The organism is Microbacterium sp. F51-2R, assembly GCF_052180235.1.
GTDB lineage: Bacteria > Actinomycetota > Actinomycetes > Actinomycetales > Microbacteriaceae > Microbacterium.
Map to the genome: position 1 here is coordinate 2356072 of NZ_CP197470.1, position 26070 is coordinate 2382141.

The 26070-nt window shown below is 69.7% G+C and carries 20 protein-coding genes; 8 read left to right on the top strand and 12 right to left on the bottom strand.

Annotated features, from left to right (window positions below; all coding sequences use genetic code 11):
- Positions 1-182: 182 nt before the first annotated feature.
- Both treS and ACSBPH_RS10520 read left to right on the top strand, forming a co-directional pair.
- Entirely contained in the window at positions 183-2459 is a 2277-nt protein-coding gene (treS, locus tag ACSBPH_RS10515) for a maltose alpha-D-glucosyltransferase (protein WP_442577290.1), read from the top strand.
- Between the two features lie 43 nt (positions 2460-2502).
- The gene (locus tag ACSBPH_RS10520) at positions 2503-3723 is read left to right on the top strand and encodes a hypothetical protein (RefSeq protein ID WP_442574290.1); all 1221 of its coding nucleotides are present in this window, start codon (positions 2503-2505) and stop codon (positions 3721-3723) included.
- Positions 3724-3762: 39 nt separating this feature from the next.
- Here the strand turns inward: ACSBPH_RS10520 and ACSBPH_RS10525 are convergent, their stop codons facing one another.
- The 9 genes from ACSBPH_RS10525 to ACSBPH_RS10565 all read right to left on the bottom strand — a co-directional run bounded on the left by ACSBPH_RS10525 (position 3763) and on the right by ACSBPH_RS10565 (position 16129).
- A complete protein-coding gene (locus tag ACSBPH_RS10525) occupies positions 3763-5472 on the bottom strand; it encodes a dipeptide ABC transporter ATP-binding protein (protein ID WP_442574291.1) in 1710 nt (569 codons plus the stop codon).
- The gene (locus tag ACSBPH_RS10530; protein ID WP_442574292.1) at positions 5469-6479 is read right to left on the bottom strand and encodes an ABC transporter permease; all 1011 of its coding nucleotides are present in this window, start codon (positions 6477-6479) and stop codon (positions 5469-5471) included. Before ACSBPH_RS10530 ends, ACSBPH_RS10525 begins: the two co-directional genes overlap by 4 nt.
- Entirely contained in the window at positions 6479-7555 is a 1077-nt protein-coding gene (locus ACSBPH_RS10535) for an ABC transporter permease (protein WP_442574293.1), read from the bottom strand. The genes ACSBPH_RS10530 and ACSBPH_RS10535 overlap by 1 nt, the downstream gene beginning before the upstream one ends.
- Positions 7556-7651: 96 nt before the next feature.
- Positions 7652-9295: an ABC transporter substrate-binding protein gene (locus ACSBPH_RS10540; RefSeq protein ID WP_442574294.1), complete on the bottom strand. Its 1644-nt coding sequence runs from the start codon at positions 9293-9295 to the stop codon at positions 7652-7654.
- A 160-nt stretch (positions 9296-9455) separates the two neighbouring features.
- Positions 9456-9854: a DUF779 domain-containing protein gene (locus tag ACSBPH_RS10545; RefSeq protein ID WP_442574295.1), complete on the bottom strand. Its 399-nt coding sequence runs from the start codon at positions 9852-9854 to the stop codon at positions 9456-9458.
- 7 nt (positions 9855-9861) lie between these two features.
- Positions 9862-11412, bottom strand: a complete 1551-nt coding sequence (gene exaC, locus ACSBPH_RS10550; protein WP_442574296.1) for an acetaldehyde dehydrogenase ExaC — start codon at positions 11410-11412, stop codon at positions 9862-9864.
- A gap of 245 nt (positions 11413-11657) precedes the next feature.
- A complete protein-coding gene (locus tag ACSBPH_RS10555) occupies positions 11658-12995 on the bottom strand; it encodes a GAF domain-containing protein (protein ID WP_442574297.1) in 1338 nt (445 codons plus the stop codon).
- Positions 12996-13046: 51 nt separating this feature from the next.
- Complete coding sequence (locus ACSBPH_RS10560) at positions 13047-14474, bottom strand: CCA tRNA nucleotidyltransferase (RefSeq protein WP_442574298.1); 1428 nt, start codon at positions 14472-14474, stop codon at positions 13047-13049.
- A gap of 113 nt (positions 14475-14587) precedes the next feature.
- Positions 14588-16129 (bottom strand): DUF7059 domain-containing protein, encoded by a 1542-nt coding sequence (locus ACSBPH_RS10565; RefSeq protein ID WP_442574299.1) that lies wholly within the window; start codon positions 16127-16129, stop codon positions 14588-14590.
- Between the two features lie 160 nt (positions 16130-16289).
- On the opposite strand from ACSBPH_RS10565, the gene ACSBPH_RS10570 reads away from it, so the two are divergent.
- The 5 genes from ACSBPH_RS10570 to ACSBPH_RS10590 all read left to right on the top strand — a co-directional run bounded on the left by ACSBPH_RS10570 (position 16290) and on the right by ACSBPH_RS10590 (position 22299).
- Positions 16290-18461, top strand: a complete 2172-nt coding sequence (locus ACSBPH_RS10570; RefSeq protein WP_442574300.1) for a DUF6049 family protein — start codon at positions 16290-16292, stop codon at positions 18459-18461.
- Positions 18458-20071, top strand: a complete 1614-nt coding sequence (gene murJ, locus ACSBPH_RS10575) for a murein biosynthesis integral membrane protein MurJ (protein WP_442574301.1) — start codon at positions 18458-18460, stop codon at positions 20069-20071. The genes ACSBPH_RS10570 and murJ overlap by 4 nt, the downstream gene beginning before the upstream one ends.
- 153 nt (positions 20072-20224) lie before the next feature.
- Positions 20225-21217 carry a thioredoxin-disulfide reductase gene (trxB, locus tag ACSBPH_RS10580; protein ID WP_442574302.1) on the top strand — a complete coding sequence of 331 codons (993 nt, stop codon included), beginning with the start codon at positions 20225-20227 and terminating at the stop codon, positions 21215-21217.
- Positions 21218-21287: 70 nt separating this feature from the next.
- On the top strand, positions 21288-21611 hold the full coding sequence (gene trxA / locus ACSBPH_RS10585; protein WP_442574303.1) for a thioredoxin: 324 nt from the start codon (positions 21288-21290) through the stop codon (positions 21609-21611).
- 259 nt (positions 21612-21870) lie between these two features.
- Positions 21871-22299, top strand: coding sequence for a YciI family protein (locus ACSBPH_RS10590; protein ID WP_442574304.1), 429 nt, complete (start codon positions 21871-21873; stop codon positions 22297-22299).
- Between the two features lie 33 nt (positions 22300-22332).
- On the opposite strand, the gene ACSBPH_RS10595 is transcribed toward ACSBPH_RS10590, so the two are convergent.
- On the bottom strand, positions 22333-22680 hold the full coding sequence (locus ACSBPH_RS10595) for a tryptophan synthase subunit alpha (RefSeq protein WP_442574305.1): 348 nt from the start codon (positions 22678-22680) through the stop codon (positions 22333-22335).
- A 53-nt stretch (positions 22681-22733) separates the two neighbouring features.
- Here ACSBPH_RS10595 and ACSBPH_RS10600 point away from each other — a divergent pair, with 53 nt between their 5' ends.
- Positions 22734-23999 carry an RNA polymerase sigma factor gene (locus tag ACSBPH_RS10600; RefSeq protein WP_442574306.1) on the top strand — a complete coding sequence of 422 codons (1266 nt, stop codon included), beginning with the start codon at positions 22734-22736 and terminating at the stop codon, positions 23997-23999.
- Between the two features lie 12 nt (positions 24000-24011).
- Here the strand turns inward: ACSBPH_RS10600 and ACSBPH_RS10605 are convergent, their stop codons facing one another.
- Together ACSBPH_RS10605 and ACSBPH_RS10610 are read right to left on the bottom strand one after the other, a co-directional pair.
- The gene (locus ACSBPH_RS10605) at positions 24012-25031 is read right to left on the bottom strand and encodes a ParB/RepB/Spo0J family partition protein (protein WP_442574307.1); all 1020 of its coding nucleotides are present in this window, start codon (positions 25029-25031) and stop codon (positions 24012-24014) included.
- Positions 25031-25963, bottom strand: a complete 933-nt coding sequence (locus tag ACSBPH_RS10610; protein ID WP_442574308.1) for a ParA family protein — start codon at positions 25961-25963, stop codon at positions 25031-25033. The genes ACSBPH_RS10605 and ACSBPH_RS10610 overlap by 1 nt, the downstream gene beginning before the upstream one ends.
- Positions 25964-26070: the final 107 nt, after the last annotated feature.

A 26070-nucleotide genomic window follows, 5' to 3' on the forward strand; every position in this document is an offset into this window, starting at 1 on the left:
GCGAGGCATCCGTCGCCGTCCGGTGCGTTACCACGAGACGGCGTCCTCGTGAAGGAGGGTTGACCCCGCCGCGGGCCTGCGTAACGTGTGAGCCACGAGCCGTTTCGCACGATCGTCGAGGAGGTCCGATGGACGAGCCGGTGACCGGGACGACCCAGACGCGCGAGAGCGAGGAGCCCGCGATGAGCGACGCTCCCGTGGAACCCCCCACGACGACGTCGTCCATTCCGGAGATCAGCTTCGATGAGCAGCTGTACCCCGCGAGGCCACGACGGCTCAGGCCGCGCGATCAGCTGCGCCGGAGCAATCTGCGCCGCATCGCGACGGATCCGCGCAGCGCCATCGGAACCAATCCGTCGTACGTCGAGTGGCTCGTGCGGCAGTCGATGCTGAAGGACTCCGACGTGCTGAGCCGTCAGCTCTCGGGTCAGCCCAGCATGTGGCGCAACCCCTATGCCCGGCCCGACGCGCGCCGCGCGATCGAGACGGCCGACGTGTGGTTCACGGCCTACCCCATCTCGCTCATCACGCGGCACGGGCAGTCGTTCCTCGACGCGCTCGGCCAGCAGGAGCTGTGGGACGCCTTCCAGCGCATCGGCATCAACGCCGTCCACACCGGCCCGGTCAAACGCGCCGGCGGCCTCCTCGGCTGGCAGGAGACGCCCAGCGTCGACGGGCACTTCGACCGCATCTCGACGCAGATCGATCCGCTGTTCGGCGACGAAGAGGCCTTCCGCCGCCTCACCGACGTCGCCGACGAGCACGGCGGCAGCGTCATCGACGACATCGTCCCCGGACACACCGGCAAGGGCGCGGACTACCGCCTCGCCGAGATGGGGTTCAAGGACTACCCCGGGATCTACCACATGATCGAGATCCCGCCCGAGGACTGGCACCTCCTCCCCGAGGTGCCGCCGGGGCGCGACGCCGTCAATCTCGATCCGGCGACCGAGCGCGAGCTCGCCGACCGCGGCTACATCATCGGTGAGCTGCAGCGCGTCATCTTCTACACGCCAGGCGTGAAAGAGACGAACTGGAGTGCGACGGATGCCGTGATCGGCGTCGACGGTCAGTCACGGCGCTGGGTCTACCTGCACTACTTCAAGGAGGGGCAGCCCTCGATCAACTGGCTCGACCCGACCTTCGCCGGCATGCGCCTCGTGATCGGCGATGCGCTGCACTCCCTCGGCGACCTCGGCTCGAGCGCGCTGCGTCTGGACGCCAATGGCTTCCTCGGGGTCGAGAAGAGCGCCGAGGGGATGCCCGCCTGGTCGGAGGGCCATCCGCTCTCGCACGCGGCGAACCACATCATCGCGGGCATGGTCCGCAAGGTCGGCGGCTTCACGTTCCAGGAGCTCAACCTCGCGATCGAAGACATCCGCGACACCGGCGCGGTGGGCGCCGACCTGTCGTACGACTTCGTGAGCCGGCCGGCCTACCAGCACGCCCTCGCGACGGGAGACACCGAGTTCCTCCGCCTCGCGCTGCGCCAGTCGCTCGAGCTCGGCGTGGAGCCCGTGACCCTCGTGCACGGCATGCAGAACCACGACGAGCTGACCTACGAGCTCGTGCACTGGGCCACGCAGCACCGCGACGACCTCTTCGAGTTCCGCGGGCGCGAGGTCACCGGCGGCGAGCTCGCCGAAGAGATCCGCGCCGATCTCACGGGCAAGCTCACCGACACGTCCGAGCTCAACATGGTCTTCACGCAGAACGGCATCGCGTGCACGACGGCTTCGCTCATCGCGGCGACACGCGGCGCGACGACGGTCGACGACGTCACCGACGAGGACGTCCCCGCGATCCGCGAAGCGCACCTCCTGCTGTGCAAGTACAACGCGTGGCAGCCGGGCGTCTTCGCGCTGTCGGGCTGGGACCTCACCGGCATGCTGACCCTCCCGCGGTCCGAAGTGGCCGACCTCATCGCACGCGGCGACACGCGCTGGATCGAGCGCGGCGCCCACGACCTCGTCGACGCGGCGCCCGAGGCCGAGCGGTCGTCGTCGGGCATGCCGCGCGCGCGGTCGCTGTACGGGTCGCTTCCCTCGCAGCTGCAGCGGGACGACTCGTTCGCCTCGCGTCTGGCCGAGATCATCGCCGTGCGGCGCGAGCAGTCCATCGCCGTCGCGACGCAGATCGATGTTCCCGACGTCGCCCACCCCGGGATGCTCGTGCTCGTGCACCGTCTGGACGGCGCCGACGGCGCCGCGCCCGTGCTGCAGCTGACCGTGCTCAACTTCACCGACGAGGAGCTGATGGGCACCGTACGCAGCGATCAGCTCGAAGCGCGGTCGGAGGTGGTGGATGCCGTCTCGGGCGAAGTCATCGCGCGCGTCGACGACCTCCAGAGCTTCCCCGTCCAGCTCGAGCCGTACGGCGGTCTGTTCCTCCTCCTCCGCCCCGAAGAGCCGGTGGACGAGCCGGTGGAAGAGGATGCCGAGGCCGGCGCCGACGCCTGATGCGCGCTCCGACCCCGCTGCGGACGGCGGGTAGCGTGGGCGCATGACGCTGGATACGGCATCCGTCCCCTTCGATGCACGCCCGCTCACCGAGCCCGTCGACCCCGGCGCCGTGCGGGCGCACGTGCAGCGGCTGCGCGCTTCGGGCCGCACTCCCCGGGTGTTCGGCTCGGCGTCGTCGGTCGTCGCGATCATCGTCGTGGTGTTCGTCGTCGCGATCGTCGGCGGCTCGTTCGTGATGGTGTTCGTCTCGGTCATCGCGAGCGTCATCTCATCGGCCGGCGCCACCGGGTGGGGCGCGGGTCTCATCGCCGTCGTTCCGCTCGTGATCGTCGCGGGTCTCCTCGCGCTCGCCGTCTTCGGGGTCATCGTCGGCACCCGCCGCCAGCACGAGCGGTGGTACCGGCTCGACCGGTTCGCGCGCGCCAACGCGATGTCGTACATGCCGGTCCTGGCCGCCCCGCCGCTCCCCGGCATGATCTTCGGCATTGGCAGCGCCCGCGAAGCGCGCGACCTCGTGCGCGGCGAGAAGCCCCGGTTCGTCGAGTTCGCGAACTACCGCTACACGACGGGCTCGGGCAAGAACAAGACGACGCACCGGTGGGGCTACGTCGCCGTGAAGCTCGACGTGCCGCTGCCCAACATCGTTCTCGACGCGACGGGCAACGACTCGTTCCTCGGCAGCAACCTGCCGGCGAGCTTCGACCGCGCGCAGCGCCAGCACCTCGAGGGCGACTTCGACGAGCACTTCGCGCTGTACTGCCCGGAGGGCTACGAGCGCGACGCGCTGTATCTGTTCACGCCCGACATCATGGCGCGCTTCATCGACAACGCCGCCGCCCTCGACGTCGAGATCGTCGACGACTGGCTTTTCCTCTACGCCCGGCGCGACTTCTCGACGCTCGACCCCGCCACGTGGGCCTGGCTCTTCTCGGTCGTCGGGGCGCTCCTCGACAAGCTCGCGCAGTGGGCGCGCTGGCGCGACGATCGCCTGCGCGCACAGGGCACGCCGTGGGTGACGGATGCCGCGGCCGCCGTGGACGGGCCATCCCTCCCTTCCCGTGGCTCGACCCCGGGCGTCGCCGCCGCCGGGTCGACACCGTTCGCCGCGCCGGCAGCGCTGCTGCGCCCTCCGCCGGGCGTCGCGCCGCAGGGCCGGCGCCTCAACCGCCGCGTCTCGTGGGTCACGATCGTCGCGATGGTCCTCGTCATCGGCTTCTGGATCCTGAGCCAGACGGGCCTGTGGGGACTGATCTTCCGGTGACGGATGCCGAGGCCCGCGGGCCTCGGCATCCGTTCCTCGTCAGTCGTTGCGGGTCGCCTGCCAGACGGCGCGCCGCGTGGCCTGCTCGACGGGGTCGGGCACCGGGAGCGAGGCCAGGAGCCGCTTGGTGTAGTCGTCCTGCGGATCGGTCAGGACCTGCACCGTCGTGCCCTGCTCGCGCACCTCGCCCTGCCGCAGCACGATGACCCGGTCGGCGACCTGGTCGACGACGGCGAGGTCGTGGCTGATGAACAGCGACGCGAAGCCGAACTCCTTCTGGAGGTCTGCGAAGAGCTCGAGCACGCGCGCCTGCACCGAGACGTCGAGCGCACTGGTCGGCTCGTCGGCGATGAGGAGCTTGGGGCCCAGGATCAGCGCCCGCGCGAGCGATGCGCGCTGACGCTGACCACCCGAGAGCTCGTGCGGGTAGCGGTCGCCGTACGTGGTCGGCAGGTGCACGGCATCCAGCAGCTCGTCGACGCGTGCTCGCGCGCGCTGCACCGACTTGTCACCCCCGTGCACGAGAAGGGGCTCGGCGATGCACTCGGCGATCGTGAGGAGCGGGTTGAAGCTCGTCGCGGGATCTTGGAAGACGAACCCGACGTCGGGCCGCAGCCTCGTGAGGTGCCGGGGCTTCGCGCCCTTTAGCTCTTGTCCGAGCACCGTGAGAGAGCCGCCGAGCACCTCGGTGAGACCCACCATCGCGCGGCCGATCGTCGTCTTGCCCGAGCCCGACTCGCCGACCAGGCCCAGGACCTCGCCGGGGGCGATCCAGAAGTCGACGCCCTTCACGGCGATGACCCCGGCCGCACCGAAGCGGCCGGGGTAGCCGATCTGCACCTTCTTGGCGACGACCAGGCTGCCCTCGGGCGGCTCGGTCGGCGCGGGGGCGGCCGGGTCCTGTGTCGCGCTCTTGCCGTGGCCGACGTGCGGCACGGCGGCGAGGAGGGCCTTGGTGTACTCCTCGCGCGGGTGCGCGAAGATCTCACGGACGGGCGCCTGCTCGACGATCTCGCCGCGGTACATCACGATCACGCGGTCGGCGAGGTCGGCGACGACGCCCATGTTGTGCGTGATGAGCACGATCGTCGCGCCGAACTCGTCGCGGCACGCGCGGAGGAGCTCGAGGATCTCGGCCTGCACCGTGACGTCGAGGGCCGTCGTCGGCTCGTCGGCGATGATGAGCTTCGCGTCGAGCACGAGCGCCATCGCGATGACCACGCGCTGCTTCTGCCCGCCCGAGAACTGGTGCGGGTAGTCGTCGACGCGCTTCTCGGGGTCGGGGATGCTGACCTTGCGGAGGATCTCGACGGCGCGGGCCTTCGCTTCGGACTTGGAGATCTTCTCGTGGGCGCGCAGGCCCTCGGCGATCTGGAACCCGACGGTGAAGACCGGGTTGAGTGCGGTCGAGGGCTCCTGGAAGACCATCGCGGCATCGCGCCCGCGCATCTCGCGCAGATCGTCGTGGCTGGCGTGCACGACGTCGGTCTCGGCGCCGTGGCGTCCTCGGATGATCACCGCGCCCGACAGGGTCGCCGTCTCGGGCAGGAGCCCCAGCAGCGTATTGGCGGTGACGGTCTTGCCGGAGCCCGATTCGCCGACGATCGCGAGCACTTCGCCGGGGCGCGCGTCGAGGCTGATGCCCTCGACGGCCTTGACGGGCTCGCCGTCGGTCGCGAAGGTCACGCGGAGGTCGCGCACCGACGCGACGGCCTCGGCGCTCTCGTTCTGCTGGGCCTGAAGGCTCATGCGGCACCTCCTGCACGGCGACGGCGGCGCAGGCGCGGGTCGCTCAGGTCGTTGAGGCTCTCGCCCACGAGCGTGATGCCGAGGACGACGAGGACGATCGCGAGGCCCGGCGGGATCGAGGTCCACCAGATGCCGCTGGACGCGTCGGCGACGGAGCGGTTGAGGTCGTAGCCCCACTCGGCCGCCGCTGTCGCGTCGATGCCGAACCCGAGGAAGCCGAGGCCCGCGAGGGTCAGCAGTGCCTCCGAGGCGTTGAGCGTCACGATGACGGGGATCGATCGCAGCGAGTTGCGCAGCACGTGGCGCGTCAGGATCCGGTGGGTCGGCACGCCGATCACGCGCGCCGACTCGACGAACGGCTCCGCCTTGATCCGCACGACGTCGGCCCTGATGACCCGGAAGTACTGCGGCACGAAGACGACGGTGATGGCTATCGCCGTCGAGAGGATGCCGCTCCACAGCGTCGATCGTCCGCCCGAGATGACGATCGAGATCACGATCGCGAGCAGGAGCGAGGGGAACGAGTAGATCGCGTCGGCGATGACGACGAGGATGCGGTCGAGCCAGCCCCCGAAATAGCCGCTGAGCAGACCGAGCGCGATGCCGAGGAAGATCGAGAACGCGATGGCGCAGATGATCGCGAGGATCGCGGTCTGGGCACCCCAGATCGTGCGGGAGAAGACGTCGAAGCCGCCGACCGTCGTGCCCCAGATGTTCAGCGGGTTCGGTGGCTGCTGCGTGCCGAACTTCACGCCGTCGACGCTGCGCTGGGCCCAGCTGTACGGGGCGATCCAGGGCGCGAAGATCGCGACGATGACGAAGACCGTGAGGAGCACGAGTCCTCCCACGAGCATCCCGCGCTGCAGTCCGACGCTCTGGCGGACGTGCGAGATGACGGGGATGCGGTCCAGCAGCGGCCGCTTGCGGGCCGTCAGCTGCGGGCCGGGGGTCTTCTCGGGGACGGATGCCTCGGCATCCGTCGACGGATTCGTGTGGCCCGCGGACATCAGTACCTCACCCTCGGGTCGATGAGCACGGCGACGATGTCGACGATGAAGTTCGTCACGGCGATGATGACGGCGATCATGATGACGATGCCCTGCACCGCGACGAAGTCGCGCGCCAGGATGTACTGCGCCAGATGGAAGCCGATGCCCTTCCATTCGAACGACGTCTCGGTCAGGACGGCGCCTGCCAGCAGCAGGCCGACCTGCAGGCCGATGACCGTCACGATCGGGATGAGCGCCGGGCGATAGGCGTGCTTGGTCAGGAGGCGGTACTCGCCGACGCCGCGCGAGCGCGCCGAAGTGACGTACTGCGCGCCGAGCGTGCCGATGACATTCGTGCGGACGAGCCGCAGGAAGACGCCGGCGGTGAGGAGCCCGAGGGCGAGACCCGGCAGCACGGCATGCCAGAGCACGTCGCCGACGGCGTCGGGGTTTCCGAGCCGGATGGCGTCGATGAGGTAGATGCCGGTCGGGTTCGGGAGGGTCTGCAGCAGCAGCTCGGTGCGGGTCGACGCGCGGCCGGCGACGGGGAGCCACTCGAGCCACGCGGCGAAGACGAGCTTGAGGAGGATCGCGACGAAGAAGATGGGCGTCGCGTACATGAGGATCGCCCCGGTGCGCAGCACCGCGTCGGGCCAGCGGTCGCGGAGCCGCGCGGCGAGGAGGCCGAACGGGATGCCGACGAGGAACGCGACGATGAGGGCGTAGATCGCCAGCTCGAGCGTTGCCGAGCCGAACTGCAGGAGGATCTGGCTGACCTGCTGATTGTCGGTGATCGTCGTGCCGAAGTCGCCGCGGAAGACGCCGAAGATGTACTCGAAGTACTGGATGATGAGCGGCCGGTCGTAGCCGGCGGCGTGGACGCGCTCGGCGAGCTGGTCGGGAGGCAGCCGGCCGCCGAGGGCCGCGGTGATGGGATCGCCCGTGATCCGGGTAAGGAAGAAGACGACCGTCACCAGGATGATGACGGTGGGGAAGATGAGGAAGAAGCGGATGACGATGTAACGCCAGAGTCCGCTTCCCTTTGCGGAGACGAGCGGGTCGGCGGTGACCGCTTCTTCGGCCGCGAGAACCATACGTGAGCCTTCGAGGGTATGGCGCGGGCCGGCCGCCGGGCCCGGAGCAGGTGCATCACCCGCCCCGGCGCCCGGTCTGCCGGCCCGCGCTGTGGGCTACTGCTTGTTCAGCGGCGCGTAGCGGAACTTGAACGAACCGTCGAGCGTCGCACCGTCGACACCCGAGCCGACGACGGCGATCTGCGTGCCCTGGAGCAGCGGCAGGGTCGAGAGGTCGTTCGCGACAAGCGACTGGATCTTGCCGATCTCCTCTTCACGCTTGGCCGGGTCGGTCTCGGTGGCCTGCGTCGTGATGAGCTGCTGGACCTCTGCGTTGTCGTAGTGGTTCACCAGGAAGTTGTCCTTCGAGAAGAACGGCGTCAGGTAGTTGTCGGCGTCGGAGTAGTCCGGGAACCAGCCGAGCTGGTAGGCCGGGTAGACGTCTGCCGTGCGGTCCTTGGCGTACTGCACCCACTCCGTCTGCTGGAGGCTGACGGTGAACAGGCCGCCCTCCTCGAGCTGCGACTTGACCGCGGCGTACTCGTCACCCGACGAGGGGCCGTAGTGGTCGCCGTTGTACTGCAGGTTCAGCTGGACGGGGGTCGTCACGCCCGCGGCCTCGAGCACCTGCTTGGCCTTCGCGGCGTCGGGCTTGCCGTTGCCGTCGCCGTAGAGCTCCTTGAGGGGCTCGGTCGCGCCGGTGAGGCCCTGCGGGACGAAGGAGTAGAGGGGCGTGTAGGTGCCCTTGTAGACGTCCTTCGACAGCTCGTCGCGGTCGATGAGGTCGGCGGCTGCCTGGCGGACGGCGAGCGCCTTGGCCGGGTCGGCCTCGGCCGTGGTCGCGCCGTAGGGCATCGTGTCGAAGTTGAAGACGATGTAGCGGATCTCGCCGCCGGGGCCGTCGACGATCTTGACCTTGTCGTTCTTGGAGAGGTCGTCGATGTCGGTGGCCGAGAGGCTGCGGTACGCCACGTCGATGTCGCCGTTGGCGATGTCAAGCTTCAGGTTCGAGGGGTCGGCGTAGTACTTGACCGAGATGCCCGCGTTCTCCGGAGCGGGAAGCTCGCCCTTGTAGTCGCTGTTCGGCTTGTACGAGATGAGCTCGTTGACCTTGTAGGAGTCGATGACGTACTGGCCGGCGAAGGCCTTGCCCTTGACGATGTCGTCGTCGGGGGTGACGGCGTCGGCCGAGAAGACCTCTTCGTCGACGATCGGGCCGGCGGGGCTCGAGAGGATCTGCTCCCACGTCTGGTCGTTGGGGTTCTTCAGGGTGAAGACGACCGTGGTGTCGTCGGGGGCCGCGACGCTCTCGAGGTTGCCGAGGAGCGAGGAGGGTCCGTTGGGGTCGGCGATCTTGACCTGACGGTCGAAGGTGAACTTGACGTCCGAGGCGGTGAGGTCGTGGCCGTTGGCGAACTTCAGGCCGTCCTTGAGCTTCACCGTGTACTCGGTGGGCGAGGTGAACTCGCCCGACTCGGCGATGTCGGGGGTGACGTCGGCCGTGCCGTACTGGCTGTTGAAGAGGAAGGGGTAGATCTGGTTCATGACGGCGAACGAGCCGTTGTCGTACGATCCCGCGGGGTCGATCGACGTGATCTTGTCGGTGGTTCCGACGATGAGCGGCTGTCCTGCGGCTTCGCCGCCGCCGGACGAGGATGTGCCCCCACCGCCGCCCGCGCAGCCGGCGAGGAGAAGTGCGGAGGCTCCGAAGGCCCCGAGCGCGAGGCCGAGACGGCCGCGCTTGCTGTGGTGCAGTGACATATGGTGCTACCTCTGCTGTGAAAGGGTCGGCCGCGTCCAGGTGACGCGGCCCTCGGGATATCCTCACCCCGCACCTGCCAAAGGGCAATCCAGTGAACGATTCGTAACGAGACTGAAACCCGGCCATCGTGGGACCCGGTGCCGCCCGGGCCGATCCGGCTCAGCCTTCCGGGCCGAGTCCGAACGCCTCGAGCTCGGTCTGGGTGAGCATCCGGGACCGGATGATGAAGCGGTTCCCGGTCGGGCCCTCGACGCTGAAACCCGCCCCTCGGCCCGGCACGACATCGATCGTGAGGTGGGTGTACTTCCAGTACTCGAACTGGGCCTCCGAGATGAAGACGTCGATCGCACGGTCCAGCCCGACGTCGAGCACCCCGAGATGGACGTCGCTCGGACCGGTCAGGAACATGCCGACGGGGTAGCACATCGGCGCGCTGCCGTCGCAGCATCCGCCCGACTGGTGGAACATGAGCGGCCCGTACTGCGGCGTGAGTTCGCGCAGCAGGGCGGCCGCGGCATCCGTCACGGCCACCCTGCTGTAGATCTGCGTGTCTGTCATGTGCGGATCAGAAGAAGCCCATGGCCCCTTCGGCGTACGAGACGAGGAGGTTCTTCGTCTGCTGGTAGTGGTCGAGCATCTTGAGGTGGTTCTCGCGGCCGATGCCGGACTGCTTGTACCCGCCGAACGCCGCGTGCGCGGGGTACTGGTGGTACGTGTTCGTCCAGACGCGCCCTGCCTCGATCGAACGGCCCGCGCGGTAGGCGGTGTCGCCCGAGCGGCTCCAGACGCCCGCGCCGAGGCCGTACAGGGTGTCGTTCGCGATCGAGATCGCGTCGTCGAAGTCGTCGAACGACGTGACCGAGACGACGGGGCCGAAGATCTCCTCCTGGAAGATCCGCATGTCGTTCGTGCCCTCGAACACCGTCGGCGCGACGTAGAAGCCGTCGCTCAGGTCGCCGCCGAGGTCGACGCGCTCGCCTCCGGCGAGGAGCTTCGCGCCGCCCTGCTTGCCGATGTCGATGTAGCTGAGGATCTTCTCGAGCTGGTCGTTGGATGCCTGCGCGCCGATCATCGTCGCGGGGTCGAGCGGGTTCCCCTGCACGATCTTCGCGACCCGGTCGAGCCCGTCGCCGAGGAACCTGTCGTAGATCGACCGCTGGATGAGGGCGCGAGACGGGCACGTGCACACTTCGCCCTGATTGAGGGCGAAGAAGGTGAAGCCCTCGAGCGCCTTGTCGTAATACGCGTCGTCGGTCGAGCGCGCGACGTCCTCGAAGAACACGTTGGCGCTCTTGCCCCCGAGCTCGAGCGTCACGGGGATGAGGTTCTGCGACGCGTACTGCATGATGAGGCGCCCGGTCGTCGTCTCACCGGTGAAGGCGACCTTGCGGATGCGCTTGTGCTGCGCGAGGGGCGCGCCCGCCTCGATGCCGAACCCGTTGACGATGTTGACGACGCCCGCGGGGAGCAGGTCGCCGATGATCTCGAAGAGGAAGAGGATGCTCGCGGGGGTCTGCTCCGCGGGCTTGAGCACGACGCAGTTGCCGGCGGCGAGCGCCGGCGCGAGCTTCCACGTCGCCATGAGGATCGGGAAGTTCCACGGGATGATCTGCCCGACGACTCCGAGCGGCTCGTGGAAGTGGTACGCGACGGTGTCTTCGTCGATCTGGCTGAGTGAGCCCTCCTGTGCCCGCAGGACGCCCGCGAAGTAGCGGAAGTGGTCGACAGCGAGCGGGATGTCGGCGGCGAGCGTCTCGCGCACCGGCTTGCCGTTCTCCCACGTCTCGGCGACGGCGATCGCCTCGAGGTTCTGCTCGATGCGATCGGCGATCCTGTTGAGGATGACGGCGCGCTCGGCGGGGGTCGTGCGCTTCCACGACTCGAATGCCTTCCACGCGACATCGACCGCGCGGTCGATGTCTTCGACGGTGCCGCGGCCGACCTCGGTGAAGGGCTTGCCGTTGACGGGCGAGATGTTCTCGAAGTACTGGCCCTTGATCGGCTCGACGAACTCGCCGCCGATGTAGTGACCGTAGCGGGGACGGTAGTCGGCGACCGACCCACGCTGGCCCGGGGCCGCGTAGACGCTCGAGACGCCCTCTTCGACGATGGTCATGTTGTCTCCTTCGACGTTGTCCGCGGCTGCGGTGCCGCGATGCGTCGAAGGTAGGCGGGCGGAGGTTGCATGACGTTGCATGCGTCCAAGCGCCGGCGGATGACGGACGCTCGGCACACATGAAGGACGCCCGCTGAGTGCACGGTTGCAACGGCGGGCGTCCTGGCGAGGGAATGCCGCAGCCGGGGCCGCGGAGGAGATATGGCTCCTTACTCGCTAGAAAATCTAGCGAATATCGATCGAATTCACGAGTGTTTTTCTCCATCGACCGCGTCGAGACGTTCGATCCGGGCGACGAGGCCCGATCGCCTGGGGGAACGCGCCGGAAGCATCGAGAGGCACAGGCGGAGCACCTGCTCATCGTCGGCGCCCGCGGCGGTGTCGGCATACGCGAGGAGGACGTCGACGGATGCCTCGGCCAGCAGCGCCTCGCGCAGCGCCGTGCGCACGCTCTCACGGAACTCCTCGACGCCCGGCGCCGTCGAGTCGGGCAGCACGTCGCCCCGGTACGCGGCGAGCGCGACACGGTGCGCACCGCGGTCGAGGAGCGAGAGCACCTGATGAGCGTCGGTCTCGAGCGGCACGGTCAGGCGGTACGGCCGGGATTCGAGCCTGACGTGCGGCGCGGCCTTCTCGAGCGCCTTGCGGAGCCGAACGACCTCCGCGCGGAGGGTCACGGTGGCCTCGGCATCCCCGTAGACGAGCTCACCCAGACGCTCGGCCGACAGTCCCTGTCGATGCGTCGCGAGCATGAGCAGCAGCTCGGCGTGGCGGAGTCCGAGCTCCGACACCGTCTCGACGCCGTCTCCCGCGACCTCGAGGAGAGCGCGGTCGCGCCCCAGCACGCGGAGGGTGGCTCGGGCCGTCTCGACGCGACGGGCGGGCCGACGGGGAGGAGCGGCTTCCCTCGCACGGAGCCGTGCGAGCAGGAGCTCGCCCTCAACGGCACGGGCCGTGGCATCCACCAGCAATTGCGCCTGCGGCGTCACGACCTGATCGCCGCCCGTCACATCGATGACGCCGAGGATCCGGCGCGTCTCGGGGTCGTGGACGGGCGCCGCCGTGCACGACCACGGCTGCACGAGGCGGTTGAAGTGCTCGGCGCCACGGATCTGCACCGAACGGTCGAGCGCGATCGCGGTGCCGGGCGCAGACGTGCCGACGGCGTCCTCCGACCAGTTCGCGCCCGGGACGAAGCCCATGTCGCCCGTCAGCAGGCGCACGCGGCGATCGCCCTCGACCCACAGGAGGCGGCCCGCGGCGTCGCCCACCGCGACCACGACTCCCGCGTCGTCGGGATCTCCCGGCACGAGCAGTCCGCGGATCATGTCGATGACGCCGGCGAGGGGATGCGCCCGGCGGTACTCATCGAGCTGCGGCGATGCCAGGTCGAGCGGCGGAAGCCCCTCGGCTCCGACGAGGTTCGCGAGCGACCGGCGCCACGAGTCGCGCACGAGCGGGCGCACGTCGTCGAGGCGCACGTCGGCGGTGTTCCCGGACACCAGCTCTTCGTGGGCACGCTCGATGATGAGCCGCGAGTTCTCGGGAGATGCCTCGCGCCTGAGCGACCACGCTGAACTCATCGCGGGCTCCGATCGGCGTCGGGGAGCGTGCGTCCAGTGTAGGTGCGTTGCTCAGCCGCGGGTCGCCCACCAGGCGGTCAGCCGGCGCTCGGCCTCCTCGGGGCCGATGAGACCCTCGTCGAGGCGCACGTCGAGGAGGAAACGGTAGGCCTCGCCCACCTCGCGGCCGGGTGCGATGCCGAGGATCCGCTGGATCTGATTGCCGTCGAGCTCGGGTCGCATGGCGTCGAGCTCCTCCTGCGCGGCGAGCTCGGCGATACGCCGCTCGATGTCGTCGTAGGCGGAGGCGAGCCGCATGGCCTTGCGCTTGTTGCGGGTCGTGACATCGGCCCGCGTGAGGATGTGCAGGCGCTCGAGCTCGGCCCCGGCATCCCGTACGTACCGGCGCACCGCCGAGTCGGTCCACGCCCCTTCGGCGTACCCGAAGAAGCGCAGATGCAGCTCGATGAGCCGCGAGACGACGTTGATCGTGTCGGAGTCGAAGCGCAGCGCCTGCAGACGCTTCTTCGCCATGCGCGCGCCGCGCACGTCGTGATGGTGGAACGTCACGCCGCCGCCGGGCTCGAGCCGCCGCGTGGAGGGCTTGCCGATGTCGTGCAGAAGGGCGGCGAGCCGCAGCTGCACGTCGGGCGCGGCATCCGGATTCCGCTCCTTCTCGAGCGCGATCGCCTGGCGCAGCACCGTCAGGGAGTGCTCGTACACGTCCTTGTGATGGTGGTGCTCGTCGACCTCGAGGCGGAGTGCGGGCACCTCGGGGAGGAAGACGTCGATGAGGCCTGTCTCGACCAGGAGACGGATGCCGCGCCCCGGGTCGTCGGTCTGAAGCAGTCGCACGAGCTCGCTCTGGATGCGCTCGGGGCTCACGATGGAGAGCGTCTCGCGCAGTTCGGCGATCGCCGCCTCGGTGCCCGCGTCGACGTCGAAGCCCAGCTGCGAGGAGAAGCGTGCGGCCCGGAGCATGCGCAGCGGGTCGTCGCCGAAGCTGATGCGGGGTTCGATCGGGGTGCGCAGGCGATGCGCGAGGAGATCCTCGACCCCGCCGGTCGGATCGACGAGCACGCAGCTCGGAATGCGCAGCGCCATCGAGTTGACGGTGAAGTCGCGGCGCACGAGGTCGCCGTCGAGGGTGTCGCCGAACTCGACCGTGGGCTTGCGCGTGACGCCGTCGTAGCTGTCGGCGCGGTAGGTCGTGATCTCGACCTGCTCGCCGGAGATGCGGGCGCCGATCGTGCCGAAGTCGCGGCCGACGTCCCAGTGGGCAGAGCTGATCGGGGCCACGATCGCGAGGATGTCGTCGGGCTTGGCGTCGGTGGTGAAGTCGAGGTCGTTCACTTCGCGACCCAGCAGGGCGTCGCGGACGGGACCCCCGACGATCGCGAGCTCACGCCCCGCATCGGCGAAGGCGCGGGCGAGCGTCGCGACGACAGGAGACTCGGCGAGCGCGCCGAGGCGCTCGACGCCCTCGGCCATGTTGAGCATGCTCCGAGCCTACCGAGGGCAGGGCGCGGATCCGTCGGGAGCGACGGCCGACCGGCCTACGGTCGACCGGCCTCACGACGGCTGCCCACCGCCCGGTGGGCGGCCTGCGCGGCTCACGCGAAGCGGAGGAACCCCGTGAAGATCAGCTCGCGCACGCGGGGCAGGAGGTCGTCGCGCAGTGCCGCCGCGTCGACCTCGAGAAGCTCGGCGATGGCGTCGAGGAGCGGCCCGACCGCGAGGTCGCCGTCGCAGGCGCCGACGAGCGCGGCGAGCGCCGGGTCGACCTCGATCGTGCGGGCGAATCCGCCGCCCTGGCGCAGCTCGATGACGCTCGGCGCCTCCGATCCCGGGAGGTGATGGCGCGCTTCGCTGACATCGGGGGCGACGAGGAGGACGGACGCCTCCAGCCCCGCGTCGTCGAGCCGGGTGAGCCGGTCGTGCGCGGCGAGCGCCTCGGCGAGGTGCGCGCCGAGCGGCGAGTCGCCGAGCGCCTGCGCGATGCGCTCGTACCGCGCGAGGGTGGGCGCGCCCGCCTCGGGGCGGCGCAGCAGGATGTACCCGAAGCCGACGCCGTCGACTTCGCGGGCCGCGAAGTCCTCGAGCCACGCCTCGATGAGCCGCGCAAACCCGGGACTTCCCGCCGAGGTGCCGCCGTCGCGGATCCACAGCTCCGCGTACGACAGCGGATCGAGGGTCTCGCGCTCGATCACCCAGGAATCGAGCGGGACGGGTGAGGCCGCGACCCAGTCACGAACCCGTTCCAGGCCGTCGACGCCGGCGCGGGTCTCCCAATTGCCCAGCAGCTGGGCGACGCCGCCCGGCGCGAGGTGCGCCCCGACCTCCCGCACGAACTGCGCGACGAGGTCGTCGCCGACCATCCCGCCGTCGCGATACTCGTACGCGGGCACTCCCTCGACCCGGGGCGTGATGACGAACGGCGGGTTCGACGCGATCCGGTCGAAGGTGTCTGCCTCGACCGGCTCGAACATGCTGCCTTCTCGCACGTCGATGCCGTCGACGACATTGAGCAGCGCGTTCAGCCGCGTGAAGGCGAGGGCGCGCGCCGATACGTCGGTCGCGACGACCGCGTCGACGTTGCGCCGGGCGCGCAGCGCCTGGATGCCGCAGCCGGTCCCCACATCGAGCCCGCGGCGCGCGGGGGTCGGCAGCTGAAGGCCCGCGAGGGTGAGCGACGCACCGCCGACGCCGAGCACGTGATCCTCGGGCAGGGCTCCGCCCAGCGCCGCCTCGTCGAGATCGCTCGCGATCCACCATTCGCCGTCTCCGGATTCGTCGGCGAACGGCTGCGGGCGCACGAGTGCGAGGGGACGGATGCCGTCACCCGCCGGCTCCGCGAGGTTCAGCGCGACGAGGCCGGCCGCCCGAGTGCGGGGCAGCGCCGCATCGACGAGGCCCGCCGGCTGCGGCATCCCGAGGATGAGCAGGCGTGCGAGCACGGCGAGCGCGTCGACGCGACCCTCCAGCGCGCGCCCCGCAGGGAGACGGAGTCCGCGGGCGATCGCATCGTCGGCGATCTCGCCCCACGCTGCGCGCACATCCTGCCCGGTGAACCTCGCGGCGCGGAGATCTTCGGCCAGCGCCGCGCACAGCGCGGGGTCGGGCTGCGGGAGCGGAAGAGAGGGCATGGATTCCATTCAACCGTGCGCCCCGGGGGCCACGGGTGCCTGGCGGGGCGGCGGCGAGGAGAGGCATCCGTCCGCGCGCCCACGGCCCGGCCTCGGGAGCCTCCGAGGTGCCGCCCGTAGAATCTCAGACGATCGTGCGGTCCACCATCGCACAGGAGCGAAAGCCAGCATGATTCAGTCCCCACCACCTGCCGTGCCGTCTGCCCGGCGAGTGCGTGCCCGGCTGTGCGCGCTGGCGGCGATCGGGGCGCTGCTGCTGGCACCGTTCGCCGGTCCCGTGGCGGGGGCCGCGGCATCCGTCACCCACGCGGCGGCGACGCCCGCCCCCACTCCGTCCCCCGTCGGCGAGCCGGCGTTCACGCTGTCGCCGATCTCGAGCGGGCTGATCCAGCCTGGACAGCCCCTCAACGTCTCGGTGACGATGACGAACGACTCGGCGACGCCTACCGGCCCCGGCACGGTCTCACTCGCCTTCGGCACGACCCCCTTCGGCGACCGCCGCGACCTCGCAGACTGGCTCGCGGGAGACACGACCGAGACGGCGGTGGCCGAGATCGCCACCGCGGCCTTCCCTGCTGTCGCGGCGGGTGACAGCGAGACGCAGGGACTCACGGTGGATGCCGCGAACCCCGCGCTCGCGGCCCTCGGCCCCGGGGCGTACCCGGTCGCCGCGACCCTCACGACACCGGCCGGAACCTACTCTTCGACGAGCGTCGTGGTCGTGCCGGCCGACTCCGGCCGCGAGGTCGGGATCGGCGTCGTCGTGCCCATCACGGCCCCCGCGACGGAGGAAGGACTGCTGACGGCGGACGAGCTCGAGGAGCTCACCGCCCCGCAGGGATCCCTCACGGCGCAGCTCGACGCCGTCGACGGCACCGGCGCGATCCTCGCTGTGGACCCCGCGATCCCCGCTGCGATCCGGGTGCTCGGCACCTCGGCGCCCGAAAGCGCCGCGGCCTGGCTCGCGCGCCTGGAGGCCCTCCCGAACACGCGCTTCGCGCTGCAGTTCGGCGACGCCGACGTCGCGGCGCAGGTGCAGGCGAAGATCGTGCCGCTGCTCCAGCCGATCTCGTTGCGGTACGCCATGTCGCCGGCGGACTTCACGCCCGTCCCGAGCGAGACCTCGGCTCCGACGCCGACGCCGACACCGACCGCCGATCCCACCGCTCCCGTCTACCCCGACCTGCCGAGCCTTCTCGACATCGGCGGCGCCCGGGCGGGCGTCTTCTGGCCCGAGACGGGCACGGCCGGCGCCGATGTCATCGCGACACTCGGCCCGCTCACAGTGGACGGGCAGCAGGCGGTGAGCCTCATCCCCTCCACGACGACCGTCGCAGGGGCCGACGGCGCGACGGTGCCCGCCCGCGGCGCCGCGGGCACGGCGCCTGTGCTCGTCTACGACGAAGCCATCTCGCAGCAGCTCGAAGAGGCATCCGTCCTCGATGACGGCGCCCTGCGAAACGCCCACCTCGCCGCCGCGACGGGACTCCTGTCGTTCGCCCTCGCCGAGACCGACGGCGCACCCCTCCTCGTGACGGTCGACCGCGCCGCCGACCGGTCGCGGGTGGCGCTGCGCACGGCGATCTCGACGGCGCTGCAGGCACCGTCCGCGGCCCCGTACACGCTCGGTGCCCTCGCCAATTCGCCCGCGACCCCTGTCGAAGTGACCGACGTCGCCCCCGACGAGGCGCGCGTCGCCGCGGCATCTGCCCTGGTCGCGGGTGAAGACCAGCTGACGCAGTTCTCCAGCGTCCTCGACGACCCGACGCAGCTCACCGGACGCGAGCGCAACGAGATGCTCCAGCTGCTCGGCGAGGCGTGGCGGGCCGATCCCGACTCGTGGGGCGTCGCGCTGACCGACCACCAGGCGGCGACCGCCGCGACCCTCGACTCGGTCGGCATCCTCCGCGCCAGCCCCATCCAGCTCATCACGTCGGGCGCCGTCATCCCGGTGTGGATCCGCAACGATCTCCCCTATCCCGTCAACGTGACGCTTCTCGCCTCGCCCGACGACCTCCGGCTCGAGGTGCAGGAGACGACAAAGGTCGTCGCACAGCCCGAGAGCAACACGCGCGTCGAGGTGCCGGTGCAGGCACAGATCGGCAGCGGCGACGTCACGATCAGCCTCGAGCTGCGCAGCCCCACGGGCGTGCAGATCGGCCAGCCCGAGATGCGCGAAGTGCACGTGCGCGCCGATTGGGAGGGAATCGGCCTCGTCATCCTCGGCGTGCTGGCGGTCGGATTCGTCCTCCTGGGCGTGGTGCGCACGATCCTGCGGCGACGCGGGCGCCGGAAGGGTCCCGACATCGAGACGCCCGAAGCCCCGAAGGACGACTCATGAGCAGCATCGCGCGCGCGAGCGCGCTCATCGGAGCCGGCACCCTCGTCTCCCGCCTGACGGGCCTCCTGCGGACGATCGTGCTCGTCGCGGCGATCGGGTCGGTGGGAAGCCGCGCCGGTGACGCGTTCGCCGTGGCCAACCAGCTCCCGAACAACATCTACACGATCATCTCGACGGGCCTGCTGACGGCCGTCATCGTGCCGCAGATCGTGAAGGCGGCCACCCACTCCGACGGCGGCCACGCGTTCACCTCCAAGCTGCTCACGCTCGGCACCGTCGTGCTCCTCGGTACGACCGCCGTCGCGATGGCGGTCGCTCCGTGGCTCGTCGTCCTCTATGCGCCGAGGTTCCCGCCCGATCAGCTGGCGCTCGCCACCGCGTTCGCTTACTGGTGCCTGCCGCAGATCTTCTTCTACGGGCTCTTCGCGCTCCTCGGCGAGATCCTCAACGCACGACGAATCTTCGGGCCCTACACGTGGGCGCCGATCATCAACAACATCGTCTCGATCGCAGGCTTCGCGATCTTCATCCTGCTCTTCGGCGCCGGCCAGTCGGTCGTCTCGGACTGGACTCCCGAGATGATCGCGATCCTCGCCGGCACGGCGACGCTCGGCATCGTCCTCCAGACCGTCCTGCTGCTGTTCTTCTGGCGCCGCTCCGGACTGAATCTCCGTCCCGACTTCACGTGGCGCGGCGTCGGCCTCAACCAGCTCGGCCGGCTGGCGGGGTGGACCTTCCTCATGGTGCTCGCCGGCCAGCTCGCCGGCCTCATGCAGTCCCGCGTGCTTTCGGACGCCTCGGGTGACGGCGCCGCAATCATGGCCTCGCAGAACGCGTGGCTCATCTTCATGCTCCCGTACTCGATCATCGTGCTGTCGATCGGGACCCCGTACTTCACGCAGTTGAGCGAGCATGCCCACGCGGGACGCGACGAAGAGGTCCGCGCCGACATCGGCCGAAGCATCCGCACCCTGGGGCTCTTCACGGTTCTCGCGACCGCGGCCCTGATGGTCGCTGCGATCCCCGCGTCGCGCATCTTCACGAGCAACGCCTCGCAGGCCGCTCAGGCAGCCCTCGTCCTGGTGTGCTTCCTCGTGTCCCTCGTCCCGCTCGCGGTGCTCTTCGTCGTGCAGCGCACCTTCTACGCGTACGACGACACCCGCACCCCGTTCTTCTTCACCTTGCTGCAGACGGCGCTCGTCGTCGGAACGGCGCTGCTGGCACAGGCCCTCGTCGAGGCCGAGGTGCTGCCGATCCACTATCTCGCCGCCGCCGTGGCGCTGGGGCAGTCGTTCTCGAGCCTCGTCCAGGTCGTCGTCGCGACGTGGCTCCTCAGCCGCCGCCTCGGCGGCATCGGAGTAGGGCGATGGATGCTGTCGCTCCTGCGCTTCGTCCTCGCCGCGGTCCCCGCGGCAGCCGCCGGGTGGGGAACCTTCCTCCTGCTCGGCGGCATCGACGGCTGGACGACGGCGAGCGCGCTCCTCGGCGCGATCGGAACCGCCATCATCGGAGCCGTCGCCGGCGTCGTCTACCTCGGTGCGCTGTGGCTGCTGCGTGCGCCCGAGCTCGCGGTCGTCGGGCCGCTCACGCGCCGGCTCCTGCGACGCTGAACCGCCGCATGGAGCGGGGCGAGGCATCCGTCGCTCCCGCGATCTGTGAAGTTCTTCCCGCGATCTGTGAACCGCCTCACCGGCCGCCGGCGATGGAATAGCGGACGCCTACGATGGGTTGAGTCATCCGAAAAGCGATTCAAGGGGGCTGACGTGCGTCACGTCATCATCATCGGTTCCGGGCCTGCGGGCTACACCGCCGCCATCTACGCGGCGCGCGCCAACCTGCAGCCGCTGCTCATCGCGAGCTCGGTCGAGGCGGGCGGTGAGCTCATGAACACGACGGATGTCGAGAACTTCCCGGGCTTCCCCGAGGGGATCCAGGGTCCTGACCTCATGACCAAGATGCAGGAGCAGGCGGAGCGGTTCGGCACCGAGGTGCTGTACGACGACGTCGTCGACCTCGACATCTCCGGCCCGGTCAAGCGCGTGACCCTGGGCAGCGGTGCCGTCCATGAGGCGACCTCGCTCATCTACGCGACCGGTTCGGCGCATCGCAAGATCGGGATCGAGGGCGAGGAGCGCCTCTCCGGGCGCGGCGTCTCGTACTGCGCGACGTGCGACGGCTTCTTCTTCCGTGAGCGCACGATCGCGGTCGTGGGCGGCGGCGACTCCGCGATGGAGGAGGCGACCTTCCTGACGAAGTTCGCGTCGAAGGTCTACGTCATCCACCGTCGCGGTGAGCTGCGCGCCTCGAAGATCATGCAGGAGCGCGCCTTCGCGAACCCCAAGATCGAGTTCGTGTGGAACAGCGAGGTGTCCGACATCGTCGGCGACGATGCCGTGACCGGCGTCGTGCTCACCTCGACCGTCGACGGCTCGACCCGTGAGCTCCTGCTCGACGGCGTCTTCGTCGCGATCGGCAACGACCCCCGCACCCACCTCGTGCACGACAAGCTCGAGCTGACTCCCGCCGGCACGATCTGGGTCGACGGCCGCTCGTCGCGCACGTCGCAGCACGGCGTCTTCGCCGCGGGCGACGTCATCGACCCGACGTACCGTCAGGCCGTCACGGCGGCGGGCAGCGGAACGGTCGCGGCGCTCGACGTCGAGCACTTCCTCGCGGCGCTCGGCGAGGCCGGCGCACCGGCACCCGACGCCGATCTCATCGAGGGACTCCCCGAGGCCGCGTCGGTCCAGGCCTGAGCCGCCCCGGGAACATCCCGAGGCATCCGTTCGTTAGAGCATTACGAAGACTTCACTAAAGGAGATGTCTATGACTGCCAAGGCCACCAGCTCGAGCACGTGGAACGAGGACGTCCTTCAGGCCGAGGGCCCGGTTCTCGTCGACTTCTGGGCCGAGTGGTGCGGACCGTGTCGCATGGTCTCGCCGATCCTCGACCAGATCCAGTCCGAGAACCCCGAGAAGCTCACGATCCTGAAGCTCAACGTCGATGAGAACCCCGACCTCGCGATGAAGTACCAGATCACGTCGATCCCGGCGATGAAGGTCTTCTCGAAGGGTGAGGTCGAGACCACGATCATCGGCGCGAAGCCGAAGTTCGCCCTCGAGCAGGACCTCGCCGCCTACCTGAAGTAGGCCGCGCCCACGGGCGACACACCCCATGGCCCCGGTCGGCCGGAGACGAATCTCCAGCCGACCGGGGTTTTTGTGTTCTCCTGTCGCCTGTCTGCGTGAAGTGGCAGATGTTCCACGCAGAACATGCCGTTCGAGGCATCCATCGCCGCGCGCGATTCTCCGCGAGGATGTCGATATCCGCGTGGCGTGTTCGACGCACACAGTGAAGCGGGCGGAGGGCCCGCCGCGGACCGAGTCCGAACACGACAAGGAGAACGACATGCGCTGGATGCTGATCATGAACGTCGAGCCCGATGCCGCGGCGCGCGCCGCAGCGGAACTCGACCTCGCCGAGATGTTCGCCGTCATGGGGCAGTACAACGAAGACATGCAGAAGGCAGGGGTCTTCCTCGCCGCCGAGGGGCTGTCGGATGCGGCCGAGGGGTTCCGCGTCGACTTCACGACGCAGCCCCCCGTCGTCACCGACGGCCCGTTCGCCGAGGCGCGGGAGGTCTTCACGGGCTACTGGATCCTCGAGGTCGCGAACCGCGAAGAGGCGGAGTACTGGGCGCGCCGCTGCCCTCTCGGCCCGGGCACGTCGCTCGAGGTGCGCCGAATCAACGACCTCGCGGACTTCGCGTCAGAGGTGGAAGAGGGCGACCGTCTGCGCCGTGAGAGGCAGCAGGAGTGGCAGTCGGCGAACGGCTGAGCGGGCGGGACGCGGGCGAGGTCGGAGGTGTCGCTACGACGCGTCGGCGCGCACGACCGCGTCCCAGCGGCGGTGCGTGTTCGCGTCGCCGAGGAGACGCCACACGGCGCGTGTCAGCGGAGGGTAGTCGAGGGCGATCTGGCGGAGCACGCGGTAGTGCCTCGCCGCCGTCGGGCGAGTGCCGCCGTCGGACGCGATGTTCTCGGCGCGCAGGGTGAAGACGACGAGCTCATCGACCGACGGGAGATCTTCCATGAAGTCCCACGGATCTTCACCGTTGCGCAGTCGCTCGTGCACGAGCACGGCGAGCTCGTCGGCCGCCTCCGCGCGGAGCAGCTCGAGACTCGCCCGCCTGCGGGGGGTGTCGTCGTGATGCGCCATCACTCAAGCCTAAACGCCCCTTCTGACGCTGCGGGCGTGCCTAGGCTGGATCCGTGACATCGGATCGGGAGCACGCCCGCCGGGCCGTGGAGGCGGTGTGGAGGAGCGAATCGGCGCGAATCGTCGCCGCTCTCACTCGTCACACCGGCGACTTCCCCTGGGCCGAGGATCTGGCGCAGGAGGCGCTGCTGGAGGCACTGGCGTCCTGGCCGGGCTCCGGCATCCCGGACAATCCCGGCGCCTGGCTGCTCACCGTCGCGAAGCGGCGCGCGATCGACGGATGGCGGCGACGTGAGCGTCTGGCGCAGCGGATCGACCTCCTCGGCAACGAGGTCGTGCTGGCAGAGCGGGACGACCCGGTCGAGCAGGCGGGCGACCCCGATCACATCGACGATGACGTGCTGCGACTCGTCTTCGTGGCCTGCCACCCGGTGCTGATGCCCGCGGCGCGTCTGGCCCTGACACTGCGCACCGTCGCCGGGCTCACGACCGAGCAGATCGCTCGTGTGATGCTTCTGAACGTCCCTGCCGTGCAGCAGCGGATCGTCCGCGCGAAGCGCACGCTCGCCGCCGCCGACGTCCCGTTCGAGATTCCCGACCGCACAGAGCGGCCGGCACGACTCGCCTCCGTGCTGCAGGTCGTGTATCTGCTCTTCACGGAGGGCTACTCGCCGGCCGACGGCGCTCACCCGATTCGCCCCGACGTGGCGCGCGAGGCGGTGCGTCTCGCGCGCCAGCTCGCGGCCCTCTCGCCGAACGAGCCGGAGGTCTACGCGCTCACGGCGCTCATGGAGTTCCAGTCGTCGCGGTTCGCCGCGCGGTCGGCTGCCGACGGTCTACCGCTGACGCTCGCGGAGCAGGACCGCACACGATGGGATCGTTCCGCGATCGCACGAGGAAGCGCCGCTCTGGCGAAGGCGCTCTCGTTCGACCGCGGTCTGGGGTACTACGGCATCCAAGCTGCCGTCGCGCAGTGCCATGCGACCGCAGCCTCGGCCGACGACACGGACTGGGGGCGGATCGTCGCCCTGTACGACGCGTTGCTGCAGTTGTCGCCCACGCCGGTGGTTCGGCTCAACCGAGCGGTGGCGGTCTCGATGCTCGACGGACCGCGGGAAGCCCTGGTCGCGGTCGATGAGCTCGCGCCCGACCTCGCAGAGTTCCGGCCGTTCCACGCCGTCCGCGCCGAGCTGCTGGAGCGGATGGGAGAGACGGATGCCGCGGCCACGGCTTTCCAGCTGGCTGCGTCACTCGCCGGCAACGACGCGGAAGCCGAGGTGCTCCGGCGGCGCGCTGTCGCGCTTCGTCCGTCGTCCTGACGGACCGGCCGCTCAGGACGGGTAGCCGCTGTCGCCCAGCTCGCCGAGGATCCGGTTGAGATCCTGGATGGTCGCGAAATCGATCGTGATCTGGCCTTTCCTCGCCGTCAGACCGATCCGCACGCGGGTGTTGAGGCGATCGCCGAGCCGCTCGGCGACCTCGTCGAGGTGTCCGCGCCGCGAGCCGGCCTGAGGCTTGGGCGCGCGTGTGCCCCAGGCATCCGGACCCTTCGCGGCAGCCTCGGCAGCGCGCACCGAGAGGTCCTCGTTGACGATCTTGTCGGCCAGGCGCTGCATGGCCTCGGGTGTCTCGAGCGACAGGATGGCCCGGGCGTGGCCGGCGGTCAGCACTCCGGCCGCGACCCGCTGCTGCACGGGCACGGGCAGCTTGAGCAGCCGGATCGTGTTGCTGATCTGCGGGCGGGAGCGTCCGATGCGGCTTGCGAGCTCTTCCTGCGTGATGCCGAAGTCCTCGAGGAGCTGCTGATAGGCCGATGCCTCTTCGAGCGGGTTGAGCTCGCTGCGGTGGAGGTTCTCCAGCAGGGCGTCGCGCAGCAGGTGCTCATCGGCCGTGTCTCGGACGACCGCCGGGATGGAGTCGAGGCCGGCCTCGCGCGCGGCGCGGGTTCGGCGCTCGCCCATGATGAGCTCGTACGTTCCCTCGCCCGTGTCGCGCACGACGACGGGCTGGAGCACGCCGAACTCGCGCACGCTGTGCACGAGTTCAGCCAGATCTTCGGGGTTGAAGTGCGTGCGCGGCTGACGCGGGTTCGGAACGATCGTGTGCGGGTCGATGTGGACGAGACGCGCGCCCGGCACAGCGATCAGGTCTGCCGTCGAGGCTTCGTCGACCTCCACGACCGTCGACTCGGTCGTCGTCGCGTCCGAGGCATCCGTGGACTCATCGCGTTCGGCGACCGCGGTCGCGGTGGCGCCGCGGGTGAACAGCACGTCGACGGGACGGCTCTCGCCCGCTTCGCCCGTCGGGATCAGCGCTCCGATGCCTCGGCCCAGACCGGTTCTCTTGGCCATCAGGAGCCACCTTCGCTTTCTTGTGCGTTGTCACGTTTGATCATCTCGACCGCAGCTTCGCGGTAGGCGACCGCCCCGGCCGACTGCCCATCGTAAGCGATGACGGTCTGACCGAAGCTCGGCGCCTCCGACACGCGGACCGATCGTGGGATGACGGTCTCGAGCACCTCTTTCGCAAAGTGCTGGCGGACCTCCTCCGCGACCTGCTGTGCGAGGCGCGTGCGGCCGTCGTACATCGTGAGGATGATGGTCGACAGATGCAGCTGCGGGTTGAGGTGCTTCTGGATCATCCGCACCGTGCCGAGCAGCTGGCTCAGGCCCTCGAGCGCGTAGTACTCGCACTGGATCGGAATGAGCAGCTCGCGGGCGGCGACGAACGCGTTGATCGTGAGCAGTCCGAGCGACGGCGGGCAATCGATGATGACGAAGTCGAGCCTCTCGTCGAGCGACGCGAGGTAGTCCTCGAGCGCTGTGCGCAGACGGTGTTCGCGGGCGACCTGCGAGACGAGTTCGATCTCGGCGCCGGCGAGGTGGATGGTGCTGGGAGCGCACAGGAGGTTCGGTGACTCCGGACTGGTCTGCACGATGTCGGCGAGCGGGAATTCGTCGATGAGAACGTCGTACACGGACGGAACATCGGCACTGTGCGGAACCCCGAGCGCCGTCGAAGCATTGCCTTGGGGGTCGAGGTCGATGACGAGCACCCGTGCCCCGACCGACACCAGGGCGGCCGCGATATTCACGGTGGTCGTGGTCTTTCCGACGCCGCCCTTCTGGTTCGACACGGTGAGGACGCGCGTCCGCCCACTCAACTGGATATCTGCGCCTTCCAGCGCGCGTCGTCGGGCCGTGAGGTCCGCGAGTTCGCGAGCGAGGGGCGTGTCGTCGAATGAGAAGGATGCCGCGGCCGCTGCGTTCTCGGGCTGTTTCACGTGAAACACACTCCCTTTCGCGTGCCGTCAGAGCTCCTCTCCACTCTAGTCGGGCCCACCCCCACGCCCCGACATCCCGGCCCGCGAGCGAGGGGCGGAGCGGTGAG